10 protein-coding genes are annotated in these 15,846 nt (G+C 46.7%); 4 read left to right on the forward strand and 6 right to left on the reverse strand.

What is annotated here, in order from left to right; genetic code table 11:
* Nucleotides 1-67: 67 nt before the first annotated feature.
* A complete protein-coding gene (locus tag EYB31_RS18115; RefSeq protein WP_240762551.1) occupies nt 68-1,174 on the forward strand; it encodes a winged helix DNA-binding domain-containing protein in 1,107 nt (368 codons plus the stop codon).
* A gap of 116 nt (nt 1,175-1,290) precedes the next feature.
* Here EYB31_RS18115 and EYB31_RS18120 read toward each other — a convergent pair whose 3' ends face one another.
* Entirely contained in the window at nt 1,291-1,971 is a 681-nt protein-coding gene (locus EYB31_RS18120; RefSeq protein WP_131014777.1) for a TetR/AcrR family transcriptional regulator, read from the reverse strand.
* Between the two features lie 147 nt (nt 1,972-2,118).
* Here EYB31_RS18120 and EYB31_RS18125 point away from each other — a divergent pair, with 147 nt between their 5' ends.
* On the forward strand, nt 2,119-3,471 hold the full coding sequence (locus EYB31_RS18125; protein WP_131014778.1) for an MATE family efflux transporter: 1,353 nt from the start codon (nt 2,119-2,121) through the stop codon (nt 3,469-3,471).
* Nucleotides 3,472-3,579: 108 nt separating this feature from the next.
* Here the strand turns inward: EYB31_RS18125 and EYB31_RS18130 are convergent, their stop codons facing one another.
* Nucleotides 3,580-4,269, reverse strand: a complete 690-nt coding sequence (locus EYB31_RS18130) for a TetR/AcrR family transcriptional regulator C-terminal domain-containing protein (protein WP_165452471.1) — start codon at nt 4,267-4,269, stop codon at nt 3,580-3,582.
* 155 nt (nt 4,270-4,424) lie between these two features.
* Between EYB31_RS18130 and EYB31_RS18135 the strand changes: the two genes are divergently transcribed.
* A complete protein-coding gene (locus EYB31_RS18135) occupies nt 4,425-4,790 on the forward strand; it encodes a VOC family protein (protein WP_131014780.1) in 366 nt (121 codons plus the stop codon).
* Nucleotides 4,791-4,885: 95 nt separating this feature from the next.
* Here EYB31_RS18135 and EYB31_RS18140 read toward each other — a convergent pair whose 3' ends face one another.
* On the reverse strand, nt 4,886-6,658 hold the full coding sequence (locus EYB31_RS18140; protein WP_131014781.1) for a diguanylate cyclase domain-containing protein: 1,773 nt from the start codon (nt 6,656-6,658) through the stop codon (nt 4,886-4,888).
* A gap of 205 nt (nt 6,659-6,863) precedes the next feature.
* Here EYB31_RS18140 and EYB31_RS18145 point away from each other — a divergent pair, with 205 nt between their 5' ends.
* Complete coding sequence (locus EYB31_RS18145; protein WP_131014782.1) at nt 6,864-8,921, forward strand: YheC/YheD family protein; 2,058 nt, start codon at nt 6,864-6,866, stop codon at nt 8,919-8,921.
* Nucleotides 8,922-9,010: 89 nt separating this feature from the next.
* Here EYB31_RS18145 and EYB31_RS18150 read toward each other — a convergent pair whose 3' ends face one another.
* The 3 genes from EYB31_RS18150 to EYB31_RS18160 all read right to left on the reverse strand — a co-directional run bounded on the left by EYB31_RS18150 (nt 9,011) and on the right by EYB31_RS18160 (nt 15,501).
* Nucleotides 9,011-11,920, reverse strand: a complete 2,910-nt coding sequence (locus EYB31_RS18150; protein WP_131014783.1) for an S-layer homology domain-containing protein — start codon at nt 11,918-11,920, stop codon at nt 9,011-9,013.
* 41 nt (nt 11,921-11,961) lie between these two features.
* Nucleotides 11,962-13,812 carry a YheC/YheD family protein gene (locus EYB31_RS18155; protein WP_131014784.1) on the reverse strand — a complete coding sequence of 617 codons (1,851 nt, stop codon included), beginning with the start codon at nt 13,810-13,812 and terminating at the stop codon, nt 11,962-11,964.
* A gap of 309 nt (nt 13,813-14,121) precedes the next feature.
* Nucleotides 14,122-15,501, reverse strand: coding sequence for an FAD-binding oxidoreductase (locus tag EYB31_RS18160; protein ID WP_131014906.1), 1,380 nt, complete (start codon nt 15,499-15,501; stop codon nt 14,122-14,124).
* Nucleotides 15,502-15,846 lie beyond the last annotated feature (345 nt).

Genomic DNA, 15,846 nt, shown 5'->3' on the forward strand with positions numbered 1-15,846 from the left:
ATAATGTAAGAACAATGTGACAGGAAAGGTTAGGAAGAAATGCCGATTCTGATTCGGGAGGCAGTCCATGATAGAATCCATGAGAGAATCAAACATCCCCTTTCGACGGATGCACAATCTGCACATCACTGGCGCAAGAATGGAGCAAAGCGAACATGTTGCCCAACAACTCGGCGCTTTGCAAGCACAAGATTACCATCAGGCCCTGTGGGCAATCGGAATACGTACGCAATCTGCTACTACGGCGGATATCGAGCAAATTATTGAGAATCGTAAAATTGTTCTGACTTGGGCGATGCGCGGTACGATTCATTTCGTGCATCCGGAAAACATAAGGTGGATGCTCAAACATCTAGCATCGCGCATGCTGGCGCAGGATGGGCGGAGATTGCAACAATTGGAGCTTAATCTGGAGATTATTGAGCGCTGCAAGCGGATTATCTATGATGCCTTGCAGGGGAACAAGCGGATATCCCGTCCTAATCTTATGCAGTTGCTGGAGGAAAATGGGTTCCACACGAAAAATCAGCGCGGTTATCATCTTCTATGGTATCTCGCACAGAGCAGTTTCATTTGTCTTGGGCCAAGAGAAGGCAAACAGCAAACCTTTGTTTTGCTGGATGAGTGGGTGCCTGCCGCTAAGGAAATCAGCAGGGTCGAAGCGCTCGCTGTGCTTGCGGAGAAGTATTTGGCGAGCCATGGGCCGGCAACGGTACAAGATTTAGCCTGGTGGGCCGGGATCACGCTCTCTGACGCAAGACAAGGAATCGAAGCTATACGGTCCCGGCTGGTGTCGGAGAAAATAAGCGGACAAGAATACTGGACGGCCGACAACGCCCCGGTTTACGCAGTCAACGAAGAACCGGCTGTTTATTTGCTTCCGGGATTCGATGAATATTTGCTTGGCTACAAAAACCGGAGCGCGATATTAAGCGCGGCGCACGCACGCCATGTTATCCCGGGCAATAACGGCGTATTCATGCCGACCATCGTTATCGACGGCCAAGTCTCCGGCATATGGAAACGAACCGTGAAGACCAAAGGGATCGACATCGAATTTAATCTGTTTGCCTCTCTGAAAGACAGAGAAGAAAGCATCATCGAAGCTGCCGGGCGATATTGCGGATTTATGGGACTACCTTTAGCCGAAACATCCTTTCAACTGGTGCAATAATAAATACATCCAACCATGCAATCACGTTATCCGCCGCAAACACATTTTCCAGCGCATTGGGTGCAAACCCATTGGAAACGCCCATCCGCTAAACGGATGGAGCGTTTTTTTACATGCTACTTCTCTCGCTCTTTTATGACCTGTTCAATCCCCAACAAAATCAACTTCAAGCCGAAATCAAACGCCACGTCGGTCCCCATCAACTCGAACAGCCCATTCGTGAACATCCTCTTAAACAGCCCCGCTTCCGTCTCGCCCATGGAGTCGAGAAGTCGGACCATCTCCTCACCCGGAAGCGTTCCTTGATCCTTAAGGGCCGCAGAGACATTGCGCTCATGCTGATAATCGTCCAGAACGAAATAGAAGACATAGTTCACAAGCGTAGTAACAGCTTGCATTTTCTGTTCTTGCTCTAGTGGCGTCGATTCCACACAGAGCAGCATACGGTTGGTGAACCGGATGATGTCCGGTTCGTGGGGCAGCGTCATCATCATGAGCTGCGTGGAGCAGGGATACCGGCTGAGCACACTCCGTACCGTTACCGCCAGTCCCATCAGCTGCTCCTTCCAGTCCCCTTCGGAGTGAAACTCCTCCAGAATTATTTTCGATACCTGGTTGGCCAGACGTTGGTAGAGATGCTGCTTGCTCTTGAAGTACCAGTACAAAGAGGGAGCCTGAATCCCAAGCCGGTCGGCTAATCGCCGCAAGCTGAATTTCTCGATGCCCTCCTCATCCAGAAGCTTCCACGAGGCTTCCAAAATCTTATCCTCCGAAATCTGAGGCTGCTGCTTTTTCATCGGTATCCGCCCTTTTATCTAACAGTGTAAGTTTATGCTTTACAGGTCTATAAGTTCATGATATCATCTTACACTGTAAGGTTCAATCTTACACCGTTAGTCTAACACATTGAAAACCAAAATAAATATAAGAAAGTAGGGATTCACATGGATGCAGAAAACCTCCATTACTTCGGAAAAGCACCGGTCGCAAAAGCCGTAGCTCACTTCGCAGTACCGATGATGTTAGGCACGTCGATGAATGTCATATATTCCATCTTAAATGCCTTTTTCCTTGGAACACTGGGCAATACGGCGATGTTAACCGCACTTGCACTCACCTTGCCATTATTTGCGATCATTATGGCGCTAGGCAACTTGATAGGCATGGGCAGCGGCACATTCATCTCCCGTTTGCTGGGAGAGAAAAAATATGACGATGTCAAACATGTGTCTTCATTTGCCTTTTACAGCAGTTTAGTTCTCGGTCTGATCGTGATAGCCGTTGGTCTCCCGTTGATCGATCCAATCGTCCATGGTCTGGGGGCAACGCCCGATTCCTTCGGATTCACGAAGGAGTATGTCACGGTTATGCTTATTGGTTCCCCAATCGTCGTCTTATTTTTCACGCTGGAGAATATTGTGCGCTCCGAGGGTTCAGCCATCACGTCGATGACCGGTATGATTCTCAGTGTTGTCGTGAATATTATTCTTGATGCACTAGTCATCTTTGTCTTTCATTGGGGCGTGATCGGCGTGGCGTCCGCTACGGTCATTTCTAACTTGGTTGCGAGTGCTTTCTACGCCTTTCATATGGGAGTTAAGAGCCAATTCTTAACGGTTTCCGTAAAATGGTTTAAGGCTACAAAAGACATTCTAAGCAATGTTTTCAAAATCGGAGTTCCCGTCTTTATTATGAGTGTTTTTTTGGGGGCAATGTCGCTTATTTTCAACCATTTTCTCGTTGAATATGGGGATCAAGCCGTCGCGGCTTATGGAATTTCATCCCGCTTATTGCAATTTCCTGAGTTTATTCTGATGGGCTTATGTGAGGGAGTTGTGCCGTTGATTGCCTTCTCTTTTACAGCGAATAAGTTACGTATGAAGCATACTATTGGATTTACGATCAAAACGATTGTAGCGTTAGCAGTTGTGTTTGGCGTCATCGTCTATCTGATTTCCGGTCATTTAATTGGTTTATTTACGAATGACCCGCAATTAATTGAAATGGGCAGCTACATCCTGCACGTCACGTTCTTATCCTTGTTTATTACAGGAATGACTACGTTGTTCACGGGGATCTTCCAAGCAACAGCACAAGGCACCGCTGCGTTTATTATGTCAATTATTCAAGGAATTACTCTGATTCCTGTGTTGTTTATCGCCAATCGAATGAGCGGCTTCCACGGGGTAGTCTGGTCGATCGTCATTGCCGACGCCGTCGCATTCCTTGTTGGTGCCATCATGCTGTATGTTCTGCGGACCAAATTGCAGCCGGATTTGGAGAGTCTAGTACAATAGAAAAAATATATAACATGCGTGAGGCAGGATAAGGGAGTTCCCCGATCCTGTCTTTTTCTAGGTACATGGGCGGGAATAGGCTACTAGCATCTATGAAGGACTTGCCTGCTAACGCTTATCCTTTAAACCGTCTATTAACACGCTCAAGCCGAAATGAAATTCTTTTTCCCAATCGGTTTTAGTCGTGTAGGAAGCCAAGCGAATCATATTCGGAAATGTATCCTCTGGCAGTTGTTCATAAAACTGCTCATAATGAGCGCTCATGTTTTCATAAGAATCGTATTGGTTATTGGCTATAGTCATGAGTTGAACATTCTCAGCAACAAAACCAAACACGTAATTTTTCAGTATGGCTGCAATCCATGGAATGTGGATATCCGGGAAACCCGCGCTAACAAGCAGGTGATATAACTTTTCGATCTGAACGAGTCTTTCTGAGCCCCTTGCAATCGTTTGATTAAACAACTCTACTGCATCTCGATAGGAAAGAAGAACCTTCCTTAATTGCTCCGCCCACTGGTAAATTTGCTCTTGCCAAGCCAAGGACGGTTCCGGCCAAGCCATTCCTCTGCATATCCGGTCTGAAAGGAGCTGCATTAATTCTTCTTTGTCTTTAACGTGATAATATAAGGAAGCCGTCTTTACCTGCAATTTATCCGCTATTTTTCTCATGCTGAGATCTTTTAATCCAACCTCGTTCAAGACCTCCAGAGCGGTTCCAAGTATCCTCTCCCGATCAAGCGGCACATGACCTGATCCGAGTTCTTCGTTTTGTCCATCTGGCCGGTGAATGTACATTCGTCGTCTCGCCACAATGCTCACCTCTTTCATTTAAAGTATATCATGACTTGACAATCTAATGGGATTAGATTATTCTAACGGCATTAGATTAAATTCGAAACGTCTCATGCATTTTAGTAATATTCAATACCTTAAAGGAGTCGTGAATTCAAATGAAACTTAACCACTTGAACCTGTGCGTTCTCGATTTACCCGAAGCGATTGTATTTTTTCAACGTTTATTTGGCTTTCAGCTTATCGAACAAAAAGCAGCTGCCATTGCCGTTATGGATGACGGCCATGGATTTACCTTAGTTCTTAGCCTCATGCAGGCTAACCAAGATGAACATTATCGCTATCCGAAAGATTTTCACCTAGGGTTCTACGTCAGCACCGCAACGGAGGTTGATGAGTTCCATAAGAAACTTACCGCATTCGGAATTGGATCCGATGTGCCTAAAATGATGAGAGGCGGGTACACCCTATACTTCACAGCATTGGGCGGAATCCTGTTCGAGGTAACTTGTTTTAACAATTAAAGCTTGGCCTTATTTAGGATAAGGCTCGTATCAATAATAAAGCGAATTTAATCGTATTTCCTCTTTTTTAACCGGCATTTGTATGTCCATTGAACCTACGCTGTTTGGCTATAAAAACAGTAACGGTTTTTCCCGTTCGACTTGGCCTCGTACATCGCCTGATCGGCCTGATGCAGAATGGTCTTAGCATCCATACCGGCCTCGGTGCCCAAAGCGATCCCCATGCTGCAGGAGATGGCCACCGGGTGGCCCTTGATTATTTCAATACGCCGCACGTCGGCAATAACACGATTTGCTAACTGCTCCAAATCAACGTAATGCTCGACCCGTTCCACCAGGATCACAAATTCATCCCCGGCCCAGCGGGCTGCAATACACTGCTCGCCGGTACAACGTTTGAGCGCGGCCGATACTTCCTGCAAGAGTTTGTCGCCAATTTCATGCCCCAACGTATCGTTCACCCGTTTAAACCCGTCCAGATCCAGGAACAGCACCGCATAAGGAGCCTCTCCCGCTTCTTGCAAGGACACTCGGCGTTCAAGCCACTCCCCGATATAGCGACGGTTTGGCAGTCCGGTCAATTCATCGTTGTGTGCCTTATGTACGGTTTCAGTGCGATTTCCGAAGGCGATCAAGTGGCCATAGAAGGCCGGGGTTTCCTCATCCCTAATCGGAGTGACATGACACTCATAGTAGTACGTCTCTCCATCCGACGCCCGATGGGTAACGAATTCACGGAAAGCGGCCTGCGTTTTCTCGAAATAAATGAACATTCCATCGGTGAGCACTCCCCCATTCAGCAGCTTCATCCCCTGGATATAGGTCATCAGGGAATCCCCTATAGACAAGGGTCTTCCGAACAGTTCCTCAAATCTCCCATTGGCAAACACAACCATCCCCCGATTGTCGCACATCGTAACCGCTTCATGGCTCGAGGCCAGCATCCGTTCAATAATCCTGCTTTGTTCCGCAATCTTGCGTTCCGCCTTACGGCTTTGGTCATACAGCCCCGTCATCTTCACGTACATTTGGATAAATTCGTAAATGATTCCGGCAAGTCCGATATTCGCGAAAATAAAGGTATCGAATTTGGACACATACCACCCCAGGCTGAATCGGTTACCTCCGCATAAAACAATTCCCACGTCCAATACATTCGCAAGCAAGGCGACGCAGAGCCAAGACGAAGTCACCGTTCCTGCCCGGGTCAGTCTGTAGTAGAAGGCAAAGGCTGCACAGCTAAGTACCATAATCGGCAAAGCAAAACCAAACGTAAACAACCTCGACACCAGGCCGAAGTTCATCAAATAGGGCAGCCGATTTTCAAAAGCAATCGAACCATATACGATACAAGCGACGATGCCAACGACTCCCACGCCAAATAGGACGGTTCCCCGCAAGGCTTGTTTTGGGTTCCATCGAACCTCTCCAAACCAACGTTCTATGACGGTATAGATCAATATGGCCAAAGGGAATCCGGCGTGCCAGAAGACATACAAATACTCGGCCGTCTGATTGCCCGGATTATAAAATGTCGGCGGAAAGAACCCGGGAAACAGGATTAGATAAGCTAACGTCATCAGAGAAGTGTACGCATACCCTGCACACAAGACCAAAATTTGCGGGGAGCGGTGGATGCGAAACTGATTGTAGAACACGAAGATGGTCATCCATTCAAAACAGACCACTGTACCCAGCAAGGTCGGCAGGAATGTATTGCTCTTGAGCAAGTCCAACCGGGCAAACGGAACGCACATCAACGTGATGACGGCAATGACCAGGCCAATGATAAAAGCAGACCGCCGCTGCAAACGGTTGGACGGCATGGTAAAGAGGGTATAGGCCGGAATTTCGTTCTGCTTCGACATAACACATCTCCATTTAGTGAATGGTGTACTCTTCGTTTTCGATAAGTATAACACGCGAATGAAATCCGATCCTATAGTGATTTAAATCGGTTATTCGCTTGCTCCGAGATTTTATATTTTGCTCACAAAGTGAATTTGCTATAATGTACTTCAAAGAATGGTAGCTACCGTAAATAATAAACTGATCGTGTAAGGAGGCACTTTGGTGTATATAGGCGTTTTCCATCCTCATAATCCTTTTGAAGTCATGACTGAGGAACGCATACAGTCTATTATTGCGGAGTCAGTCAAACAGAAGGTTAAATTGGTTTTTTTTAATGAGTCGGGAATCAATCTGGATCAAAGGACAATTGACGGAAGTGTCTACGCTGATGGCAGCTGGGCAAAGGGAACTTTCCCGTTTCCGCAATCGGTCATGAATATAAGACCGTGGGGGCCACGCAGACGCTCGGATCGTGAACTTATTTTTCGCAAAATAGTCCCATTTACTGCTTTTTTAATCGATGATAAATGGAAAATTACCAAACTGATTTCCCAATCACCTTCTCTATCGAAGTTTCTTGTCCCTACAGCCCTTCTCCAGAATGTAGATCAGATCGACGAACTATTGAAGTCGCACGCCAAACTTGTCATTAAACCCGTTCGGGGCAGTCGCGGTGAAGGCGTCCAGGCGCTAACGCACAATGGCCGTCTATATGAGCTGCAAAGAGGAGCGGAACGGATTGGCATGGACCGCAGAGAGCTATCCGAATTCGTCAATAATTTGAAACGGCAGGATTATTTAATCCAGCCCTATATTGTTTGTCTGACGCCAGACGGAGAACCGTTTGATTTTCGTATTCTTGCTCAGCGCAACGGTGAGGGTAAATGGGTGATCTCCGTCATTTATCCGCGAATTGGAGCCAAAGATACGATTACCAGTAATGTAAGCGTAGGCGGCCGCACAGAAAATTTAGAGAATTTCCTAATGCGTCTATTCCCGGATCATTATCTTCTCTTCCCGCAACGCCTCGCTGAAATAGGTTTGGAGATTGCTGACGCCATCAACGCCCATTATGCTCATCCATTAAATGAACTGGGCATCGACATTGCGATTGATGCGGAACAGCGTATTTGGTTTTATGAAGCCAATACTTGTCCAGGAACCTTGTATCATGAAAAAGAACGAGCCGTCCAGGCCATTGCATATGCAAAGTATGTAGCAGAAATCGCATCGCGCAACCAAGCTTCGGCCAAATCCGGCAATAACCCTAAGGTCACACTTGGATTGCTATATAGCACACACCCCTCATCGCGAGACCTGGATGCCTATGCCGATGTCGCCAAGGCATACGGTGTTCAACTGGTTTATTTTTTACTAGAGGATATTAGCTTCAGGGCAGCATCCATTTCCGGATTTTGGCGCGATGGGCAGAAATGGATTCACAAAAATTATCCTTTTCCAGACATCGTGTATAACTTGATCGATCAAGAATATGATGAAGCCTCTAACGTTTTGTACCACCGGAGCTCCAATATGCTCCTGACATCCAGCGAGCCCAAAGGTGCAATCCCTTCTTCGCTCTTTTTCGCCATTGCTTCCAGACATCCACTTTTGTCCAATCACTTGCCTTATTTTCTACGACCCGAGAGTCCCGAAGAAGCCAAGAACTTTGTAGATTGTCATAACCCTGTTGTGATGAAATCGGAGAGTACCTTGCCAATGGAAGATATCATCATGATCCGGCGGTTGCCCTCACACTATGCGGTGAGAGACGGGGACTATGTGCATGCCTTTGACGAAGCTGAATTTCTCTCTTTTCTGGAATTGTTTCAAGAATCCAACTATATCCTTATTCAACAAATAGACAGCAAGACGCATGACGGACACTCCCTCCATTTACGTGTTTATTTGTTCAAACAAGCTGACGGGACCTGGGAAATCATTCATATTGTGCCGCTGCTAGCGCTTGTCTCTCCCGATCCGCAAGGCTCCCTCCCTTTTCCCGTAAGCTGGGATTGGTTGTTAAATCGGGAATTTGACGAAATGTCTGGGACAGAAGTAGATATACATGTTCAAACACTTGCCGTTACAATGGCTGAACAATTGGAATTGGCGAATCATCATCGAATACACGAGCTCATTATAGATGTGGCGATGGATCGCAACCGAACCATTTATCTGCTGGGAGGAGAATATGACGGTCCAGGCGAAACGCTCCACTCCTACGATACTGCCCGATTAGTCATTCCTTATGCACTCTCAGTGCTTAATGTCAGATAGAAGGGACCGTCTATCGGCCTTTAGACCGTTGTCCGCACGCCAAGAACCTCCAGACCGGTACGAGTCTGAAGGTTCTTTTGTTATGCTGTTTAGTTTGTCAGGTTAGTCGTATGCAAGAATCGTCTAATCAGCGCTGCGACCTCCGCACGAGTCCCCGTCCGTAGCGCACGAATCGTATCATCTTCATATCCGTTGATAATCCCCGCTTTGGCAGCTGCCTTCACATCTGCATTTGCCCAGCCGGAAATTTGACCCTTATCACTGAAATCAGGTGGAAGATTGGGAGCAATGGAAGGATCAACCTCTAGCCCAAATTCGTTGTAGAACCGCATTAACACAGTGATCATCTGTTCACGCGTAACGGCTTGATCTGGCGCGAATTTGTCAGCCGATATTCCTGTAAACAAACCTGCCCCTACGGCTATTCGTATCTTCTCTTGAACCCCAGCATCAGCAGGCAAGTCCTTGAATTCCAATGCCGCGGTTCCATTGTACAGATGTCCCAAGCCAAAGGAACGCACCAGAAGATCGGCAAATTCAGCGCGGGTAACTACAACATCAGGGTTGTAATTACCTTGTTTGTCTCCATCCACATTGCCCTTGTCCGCCATTAAACGAATGTCATTCTTACCCCAATGATTTGCTGTATCCGGGAAATTCTCGTTTCTCTGGATCAACATGACCGTCGCATTGGTAGGCGTTTGAATGAGTGCATGCTCGGAATCAACGATCCGAACAGGGACGGAGACATATTTGCCGTCAAGCAGCATTACCGCTCCTAAGGAGTTTAAGTTTCCTACTCCCTTTGGAATTGGCACGGTTTGATAAGCATATCTATTCCCATATTGAACGATAGGCTGAGAACTGCTTCCGTTATTCATCAGAATGCTAAATTTGTAAGGCTCGCCAATCACGGTTGCTTTTTGCAGACTTGCCCATTGATTTGCTGCTTCTTTTACAGCCGCGGGTTGCTTTTCAATTTTAATTTCAACCTTCAGCTTATCCGCAACTACACCGCTTTGCTTGACAAGATCGTTGATCCGAAGCGAAGCTGCCGGAAATTCAATTGCTACATCTCCAGTCAGAATTGCCAGTCTTTGCTGATTTGACGTCAAGGTTTCGATAGCATTGCCGGCGATATCTGCATAAACTACCCGCGCATCCATGAGCGTTTTTGCACGTACCGCGATCGTTTCCTTCTTATTTGCCTCTTGTGAGGATTGAACCACCCCGTCTGTATAGATATGGAATGTCGCTAACGAACTACCATCTTCATCTTTGGTCAGAATCAGCTTCGCTGACTCCTTAGTTTCCACATTTTTCTTAACAGCTACTACCTCTATCAGCGTTTCTTCTTGCGGAGACGGAGTTACCGGAGCTGGAGTTACTGGAGTTGTTGTCCCGGTTCCTCCGGTAGCTGTCCCTGTACGAGACGAAGAAGATATAACGATTACAGCAGCCGTCGGCGCACTCTTCGTAGGTATGCCAGCTTTCGGCTCTACAGTACTATACGGCGTCACCTCAAACTCAATATACTTGCCCACGTCACCAAACGTCAGGGTATACGTATGACTTGTTGCATTGGCAATCGGCACATAGGTAATCCCATTGGTTGAGCTATACCATTGATATGTGCTTCGGGTAACCGATACATCTTCCGGATTTCCCTCAGCATCCGCATATTGGTACGATCCGATCAATGTCTGACCTACTATAGCCGTGCCCTGAATGGACACAATCGCCGTCGGCGCCGTCGGTGCAGGACCTACAATGGCCGTTGCCAGACTCTTCGTAGGTATACCGGCTTTCGGTTCTACTGTACTATACGGCGTTACCTCAAACTCAATATACTTGCCCACGTCGCCAGGCGTTAAGGTATACGTGTTACTTGTTGCATTGGCAATTGGCACATAGGCAATCCCATTGATTGAGCTATACCATTGATATGTACTTCGGGTAACCGATACATCCTCCGGATCTCCTTCAGCATCCGCATACTGGTACGATCCTATCAGTGTCTGACCTACTACAGCCGAACCCTGAATGGACACAGTTGCCGTCGGCGCCGTCGGTGCAGTTGGCGTAGGCCCTACAATGGCCGTTGCCGAGCTCTTTGTAGGTATACCGGCTTTCGGTTCTACTGTACTATACGGCGTTACTTCAAACTCAATGTACTTGCCCACGTCACCAGGGGTTAAGGTATACGTATGACTTGTTGCACTGGCAATTGGCACATAGGTAATCCCATTGGTTGAACTGTACCATTGATACGTGCTTCGGGTAACTGATACATCTTCCGGATCTCCTTCAGCATCCGCATATTGATATGATCCTATCAGTGTCTGACCTACTACAGCCAAGCCCTGAATGGACACAGTCGCCGTCGGCGCCGTCGGTGCAGGACCTACCATGGCTGTTGCCAGGCTCTTCGTAGGTGTGCCGGCTTTCGGTTCTACTGTACTATACGGCGTTACCTCAAACTCAATATACTTGCCCGCGTCACTAGGCGTTAAGGTATACGTATAACTTGTTGCATTGGTAATTGGCACATAGGTAATCCCATTGGTTGAACTGTACCATTGATACGTGCTTCGGGTAACCGATACATCTTCCGGATCTCCTTCAGCATCCGCATATTGGTACGATCCTATCAGTGTCTGACCTACTACAGCCGTGCCCTGAATGGACACAGTCGCCGTCGGCGCGTTCTCTCCGAAGGTCAGAGAATGAAAGCTTGACAGAGGTAAAAATTGGTTTCGGAAATATTCCAGTGAATTTCCTTGGTATTGGATAGGAGCCGCAGCGGCCACCTGTTGAGTCGGCAGATCGGAAGGGTTTGACCCCCCATTATTCGCAGCAGTCGAGATTGCAGGATTCCAATTCATACCCATTGTGATCGCCAGCATTGAAGTGCGAGCTACCTTGCTATATTTGTCCAAATTGGATCTTTTGCGCTGTGATGCTTGCAGTTCTGCTTCATCCTTATTGTTATCAACCATCCAAATGCACCTTCTTGGGTTAAAAGTTAGTATTAAGAAATTTACTTGCCGGAAGCCAATAATAAGGCGTACTCAATTCCGTGCTTGGCGGCCTCAAATTCATGAAAATTCATACCAACGTTGTTTAAATTAGCCTCAAATAACTTGATATCTCCGTGTTCGTCGATGCCAAGATCGAGCCCCACTTCATGAAAACCTTTGCCTAGCCAGCTTTCTAAAAAATCAGTAAACCTGTAAGAAAATGCTTTAACTTTACTATCCGTCACTCCATCAAGCCGCTCGCCAAATTGGCTGCCTATAAACCACTCCCATTTCGTTACTCCACGAAAAGTCTTCTCATGGTTCGTAATCTTCATATAAGGTCTTAGCGAAAACGAAGGAAATATAAATATGATCACCCATTTTCCTGAGCCGTCCTTCATCAGGTGCACACGAATATGAAATGGAAAACCTTCCTTGGTTCTGCTATTGACAAATTGTTGGACAAAAAAATGATGCTTCTTAAGCTCCCTGAGAAGATCGTCAAATTCCTCTCTACTCATGAAGTGCAAAAAATTTTGATCAAAAACCTCATAATGCCCGTCCATTCGATTTACCGTGATACTATCTTTCCCATGCGTTCCTCTCTTGCGCTTCAGGATGACACTTGGATGACTGTCAATAAAAGCCCTTACACGATCCGGATGATTCAGCATCTGAAACGGAATAACGGCCGATACCAGCTCGGATTCGGAAACCATTACCTGATATACTGTGATCTTATCACTCGCTCCGAACTTAAGTTCATGTGTGATCGGAATATCTGACAAAGCCTGATAGAATGAAGCATACTCATCGTTCCTTCTTCTCATCCGGTCATAGATCACATCAGGAAAAGAAAAATCAGCTTCTATCCATTTTCCATCTTGCCGGAATGAGCCTCGTATCTGCTTTTTCTTAAAATCTACGTTTCTTGGGTAAAAGTAAAAAAAACGTGCTCCGTTTGATTGAGCAACATAATGGCAAGCCTCCAAAAAAAGCGGTGAAAGAGGCCATCCCATTAGCATCCCTATGGTGTGTCCGGCAAATGAACTGTCGTTTGCATGAGGCTGAAACGGAGCATTTCTGCCATCTTCCGCCAGTTGCTTGGCATAAGCCATTGCAAGCGACATCCTCTCAAGCTCGTCCCGGCCAATACCAGCCCCGCAGAACCGGGTATCTCTCTGGCCATCAATTGTCAGATCGACATAAATGGAAGGTAGTCTTGACGAGTTGAGCGACTGAATCAGCATTGCGACTTCAGATGCCTTGTGCATGAGATGAGCTACTATGAACATATGAGAGTCAGGAAATTCCATTAGGAGAAATGAATGAATGTCCCTTTCCAAAGTGGTCTCTTCTGCATTGGAGGGGACTACATCCTTACGCAGTTCTATACTGTCTGTCATCCATCGACCTTCTATAGAACAACTCATCCTGATGCGAAAACGATACATTTTTTCTAGCGGGGGGAGGTACTCCTTACTGCCCGGTCTATATAAATGTTCCTCTGGGCCGAGCTTAACAAGCGCACACAAAAGCGGAGATTTCTGCAAACCAAGATAAATCTCCTCATACTCTACCGGCATATCCATTGCAATTAACATGGTATGTTGACCCAGCCACTTTTTTTCTATCGACTGCTGGGTTTCATAGGTAGTTATATCTATGACTGCTTCAGGTAACGGAATGCGCTGCTGCTGCCAAACACCCTCCATCCAAATGCTTCCCTGAACAGTATATGAGTTTACATCAATACCTGAAGAATCGAAAAAAATGATCAAAAGCCCTTGTTTGTTCGCTTCATTATGAATGAAAGTCGCCCATTCAGGCGACAAGCTAGTAGATTCCGGTTTATATAAACCTATCACCATATGCAATACCCCTAGCTCTGCAGCTTCAACTTCATAGTCGATCTAGGCAAAAAGACCCAGAAACACAAGCGAAAGTTCCATCGAATTTAATAAAAGTATAGCATAAATACTCCCATCTGTAAGCTACGATCTGGAAGCCATTCAACGATTATGGGACGGTGCTCCTATGAGCAAATGAGATAGTCTGCACTAAGGAATGTTCTCCTGTAATTTGATGATCAAGCCGTCTAGCCACCATGTTAGCGAAACATCCTTAAGGAGCTGCCGCCGTCAGCTCCTTTGCTTCCATTCATTCTGGTGCGAGGATGATCATTTTCTGACCCGTTTACCCACTGGAATGCTCTGAGCAAAACGAAACACATTATGAGGATCGTATTTTCGTTTCACCTGCTTTAATCTGCCAAAGTTCCCGCCATAATACGCCTTGGGCCAGTTCTTAATCTGCAAATCGGGAAAGTTCACATAATCCCCCTTCACAAAGGGACGTAGCGCTCTGCGGAACCTTTTCACCCACTGAATATTTCGCTGCTGCTCCCCGTTGTTCCTCCAACGTGCTGACAATTCGTAGATTGTCTCCGCTTTCCGATGAGGATAGGCTGTTGCAGTAGGCGATACCTGGCTCACCGCGCTTCCTGCACCACCTAAGCTTTGACTCCACACGGTAGCATGCCTGTTCGGTGCTTTGGATAAAAAGTCACGTATAATTCGCACCCCTTCACGAGGCAAAGGTTGAAACCCGTAAGCGCCGCTTATTTTAAATTTCGGCTCCAAATTCAGGTCCGATTGAGCAAAAAATTGGGTTGCTTCATTAAAAGGCACCGTCTTCACCAGCACCTTCACCGGAGTGCCTGCTCGCAAGAGCGGTCTAATTAATCGACGCAGCTCCTTTGCACCGCCAAGTAATTGCCCGGTAGATTCAATCGTTCCCACCTGCTTGGCAGCCACCTCAATGGTTGAGGTTAAACGGTTCGTGACAGACGGGGCCCAGCGCTGCCAAACCGGCAACACCTTCTCCAAATCACCCCATTTCCAAGTGATGCTGTATATAGAAACCGTTGAAATGGGTCTCACCCGGAAAGTATAGGCTGTAGCAACGCCAAAGTTTCCTCCCCCGCCACCTTGCGATGCCCACAATAGATCGGCATGTTTCCTCCTGTTGGCCACAATCGTCTTTGCTCCGTACCGCCCCGAAGCTACGACCATCATCACTTGTTTCAAGTTATCGCACGTAAGTCCATATTTGCGGGACAGAAGTCCAATGCCGCCTCCCAGGGTAAGCCCGGCTACACCTACGTCGGGTGCAGTCCCGGCAGGAAGTGCCACACGCTTATTCCACAGCTTTTTGTATACACGGGCAAGTGAATTTCCCGTCTGTACAATGGCCACCCTATTTTTTCGATCCACCTTAACCTTATTCATCTCGCTTACATCGATAATAATACCGCCATTTACAGTCGAAAAACCTTCATAGCTGTGCCGTCCACTGCGCACTCGCAGCCGTACGCCCTGCTCACGAGCCCATTTGACCGCATTGATCACATCCTGAGTTCGTCTACAAAAAACAATGACCTTGGGAAATTTGGAAAAGCGCCTATTGAACTCCATTCTGGCCGCATTATATGACGGATTGCCCGGAACTACGATTCTTCCGGTTAATCGTGTACCTGTCTTTTTCCGGTTTTGTGTCATCCACTTTGCACCATCCCTATTCATGGCATAAGCCTTTCTCATCAGCTTATGTAGGGACACTTGACCTAGTAGCGGCAAACGCCTTGTTTGTATCGTAAAATAGTTCAAATCACCTTCACTTATGATACTTCTCAGCTTAACGGGGACATCGGTGAATAACGCGAAAGGAATTGCCGCGGCTCATCACATTTTACTTTTCTAAGTGAATACCCTAGCTGCTATTCTCATCAACTTTGGACTACATGGGGAAACGGTCTGGGCATGTATATCCCTCTCCATTTATTCTCCGTTTGCAACAGACGAACTTGTACATTTACAATAAGAAAATAACAAGGGCTAGAGCCA

It is taken from the genome of Paenibacillus thalictri (assembly GCF_004307995.1).
GTDB classification, from domain to species: Bacteria; Bacillota; Bacilli; order Paenibacillales; family NBRC-103111; genus Paenibacillus_AF; species Paenibacillus_AF thalictri.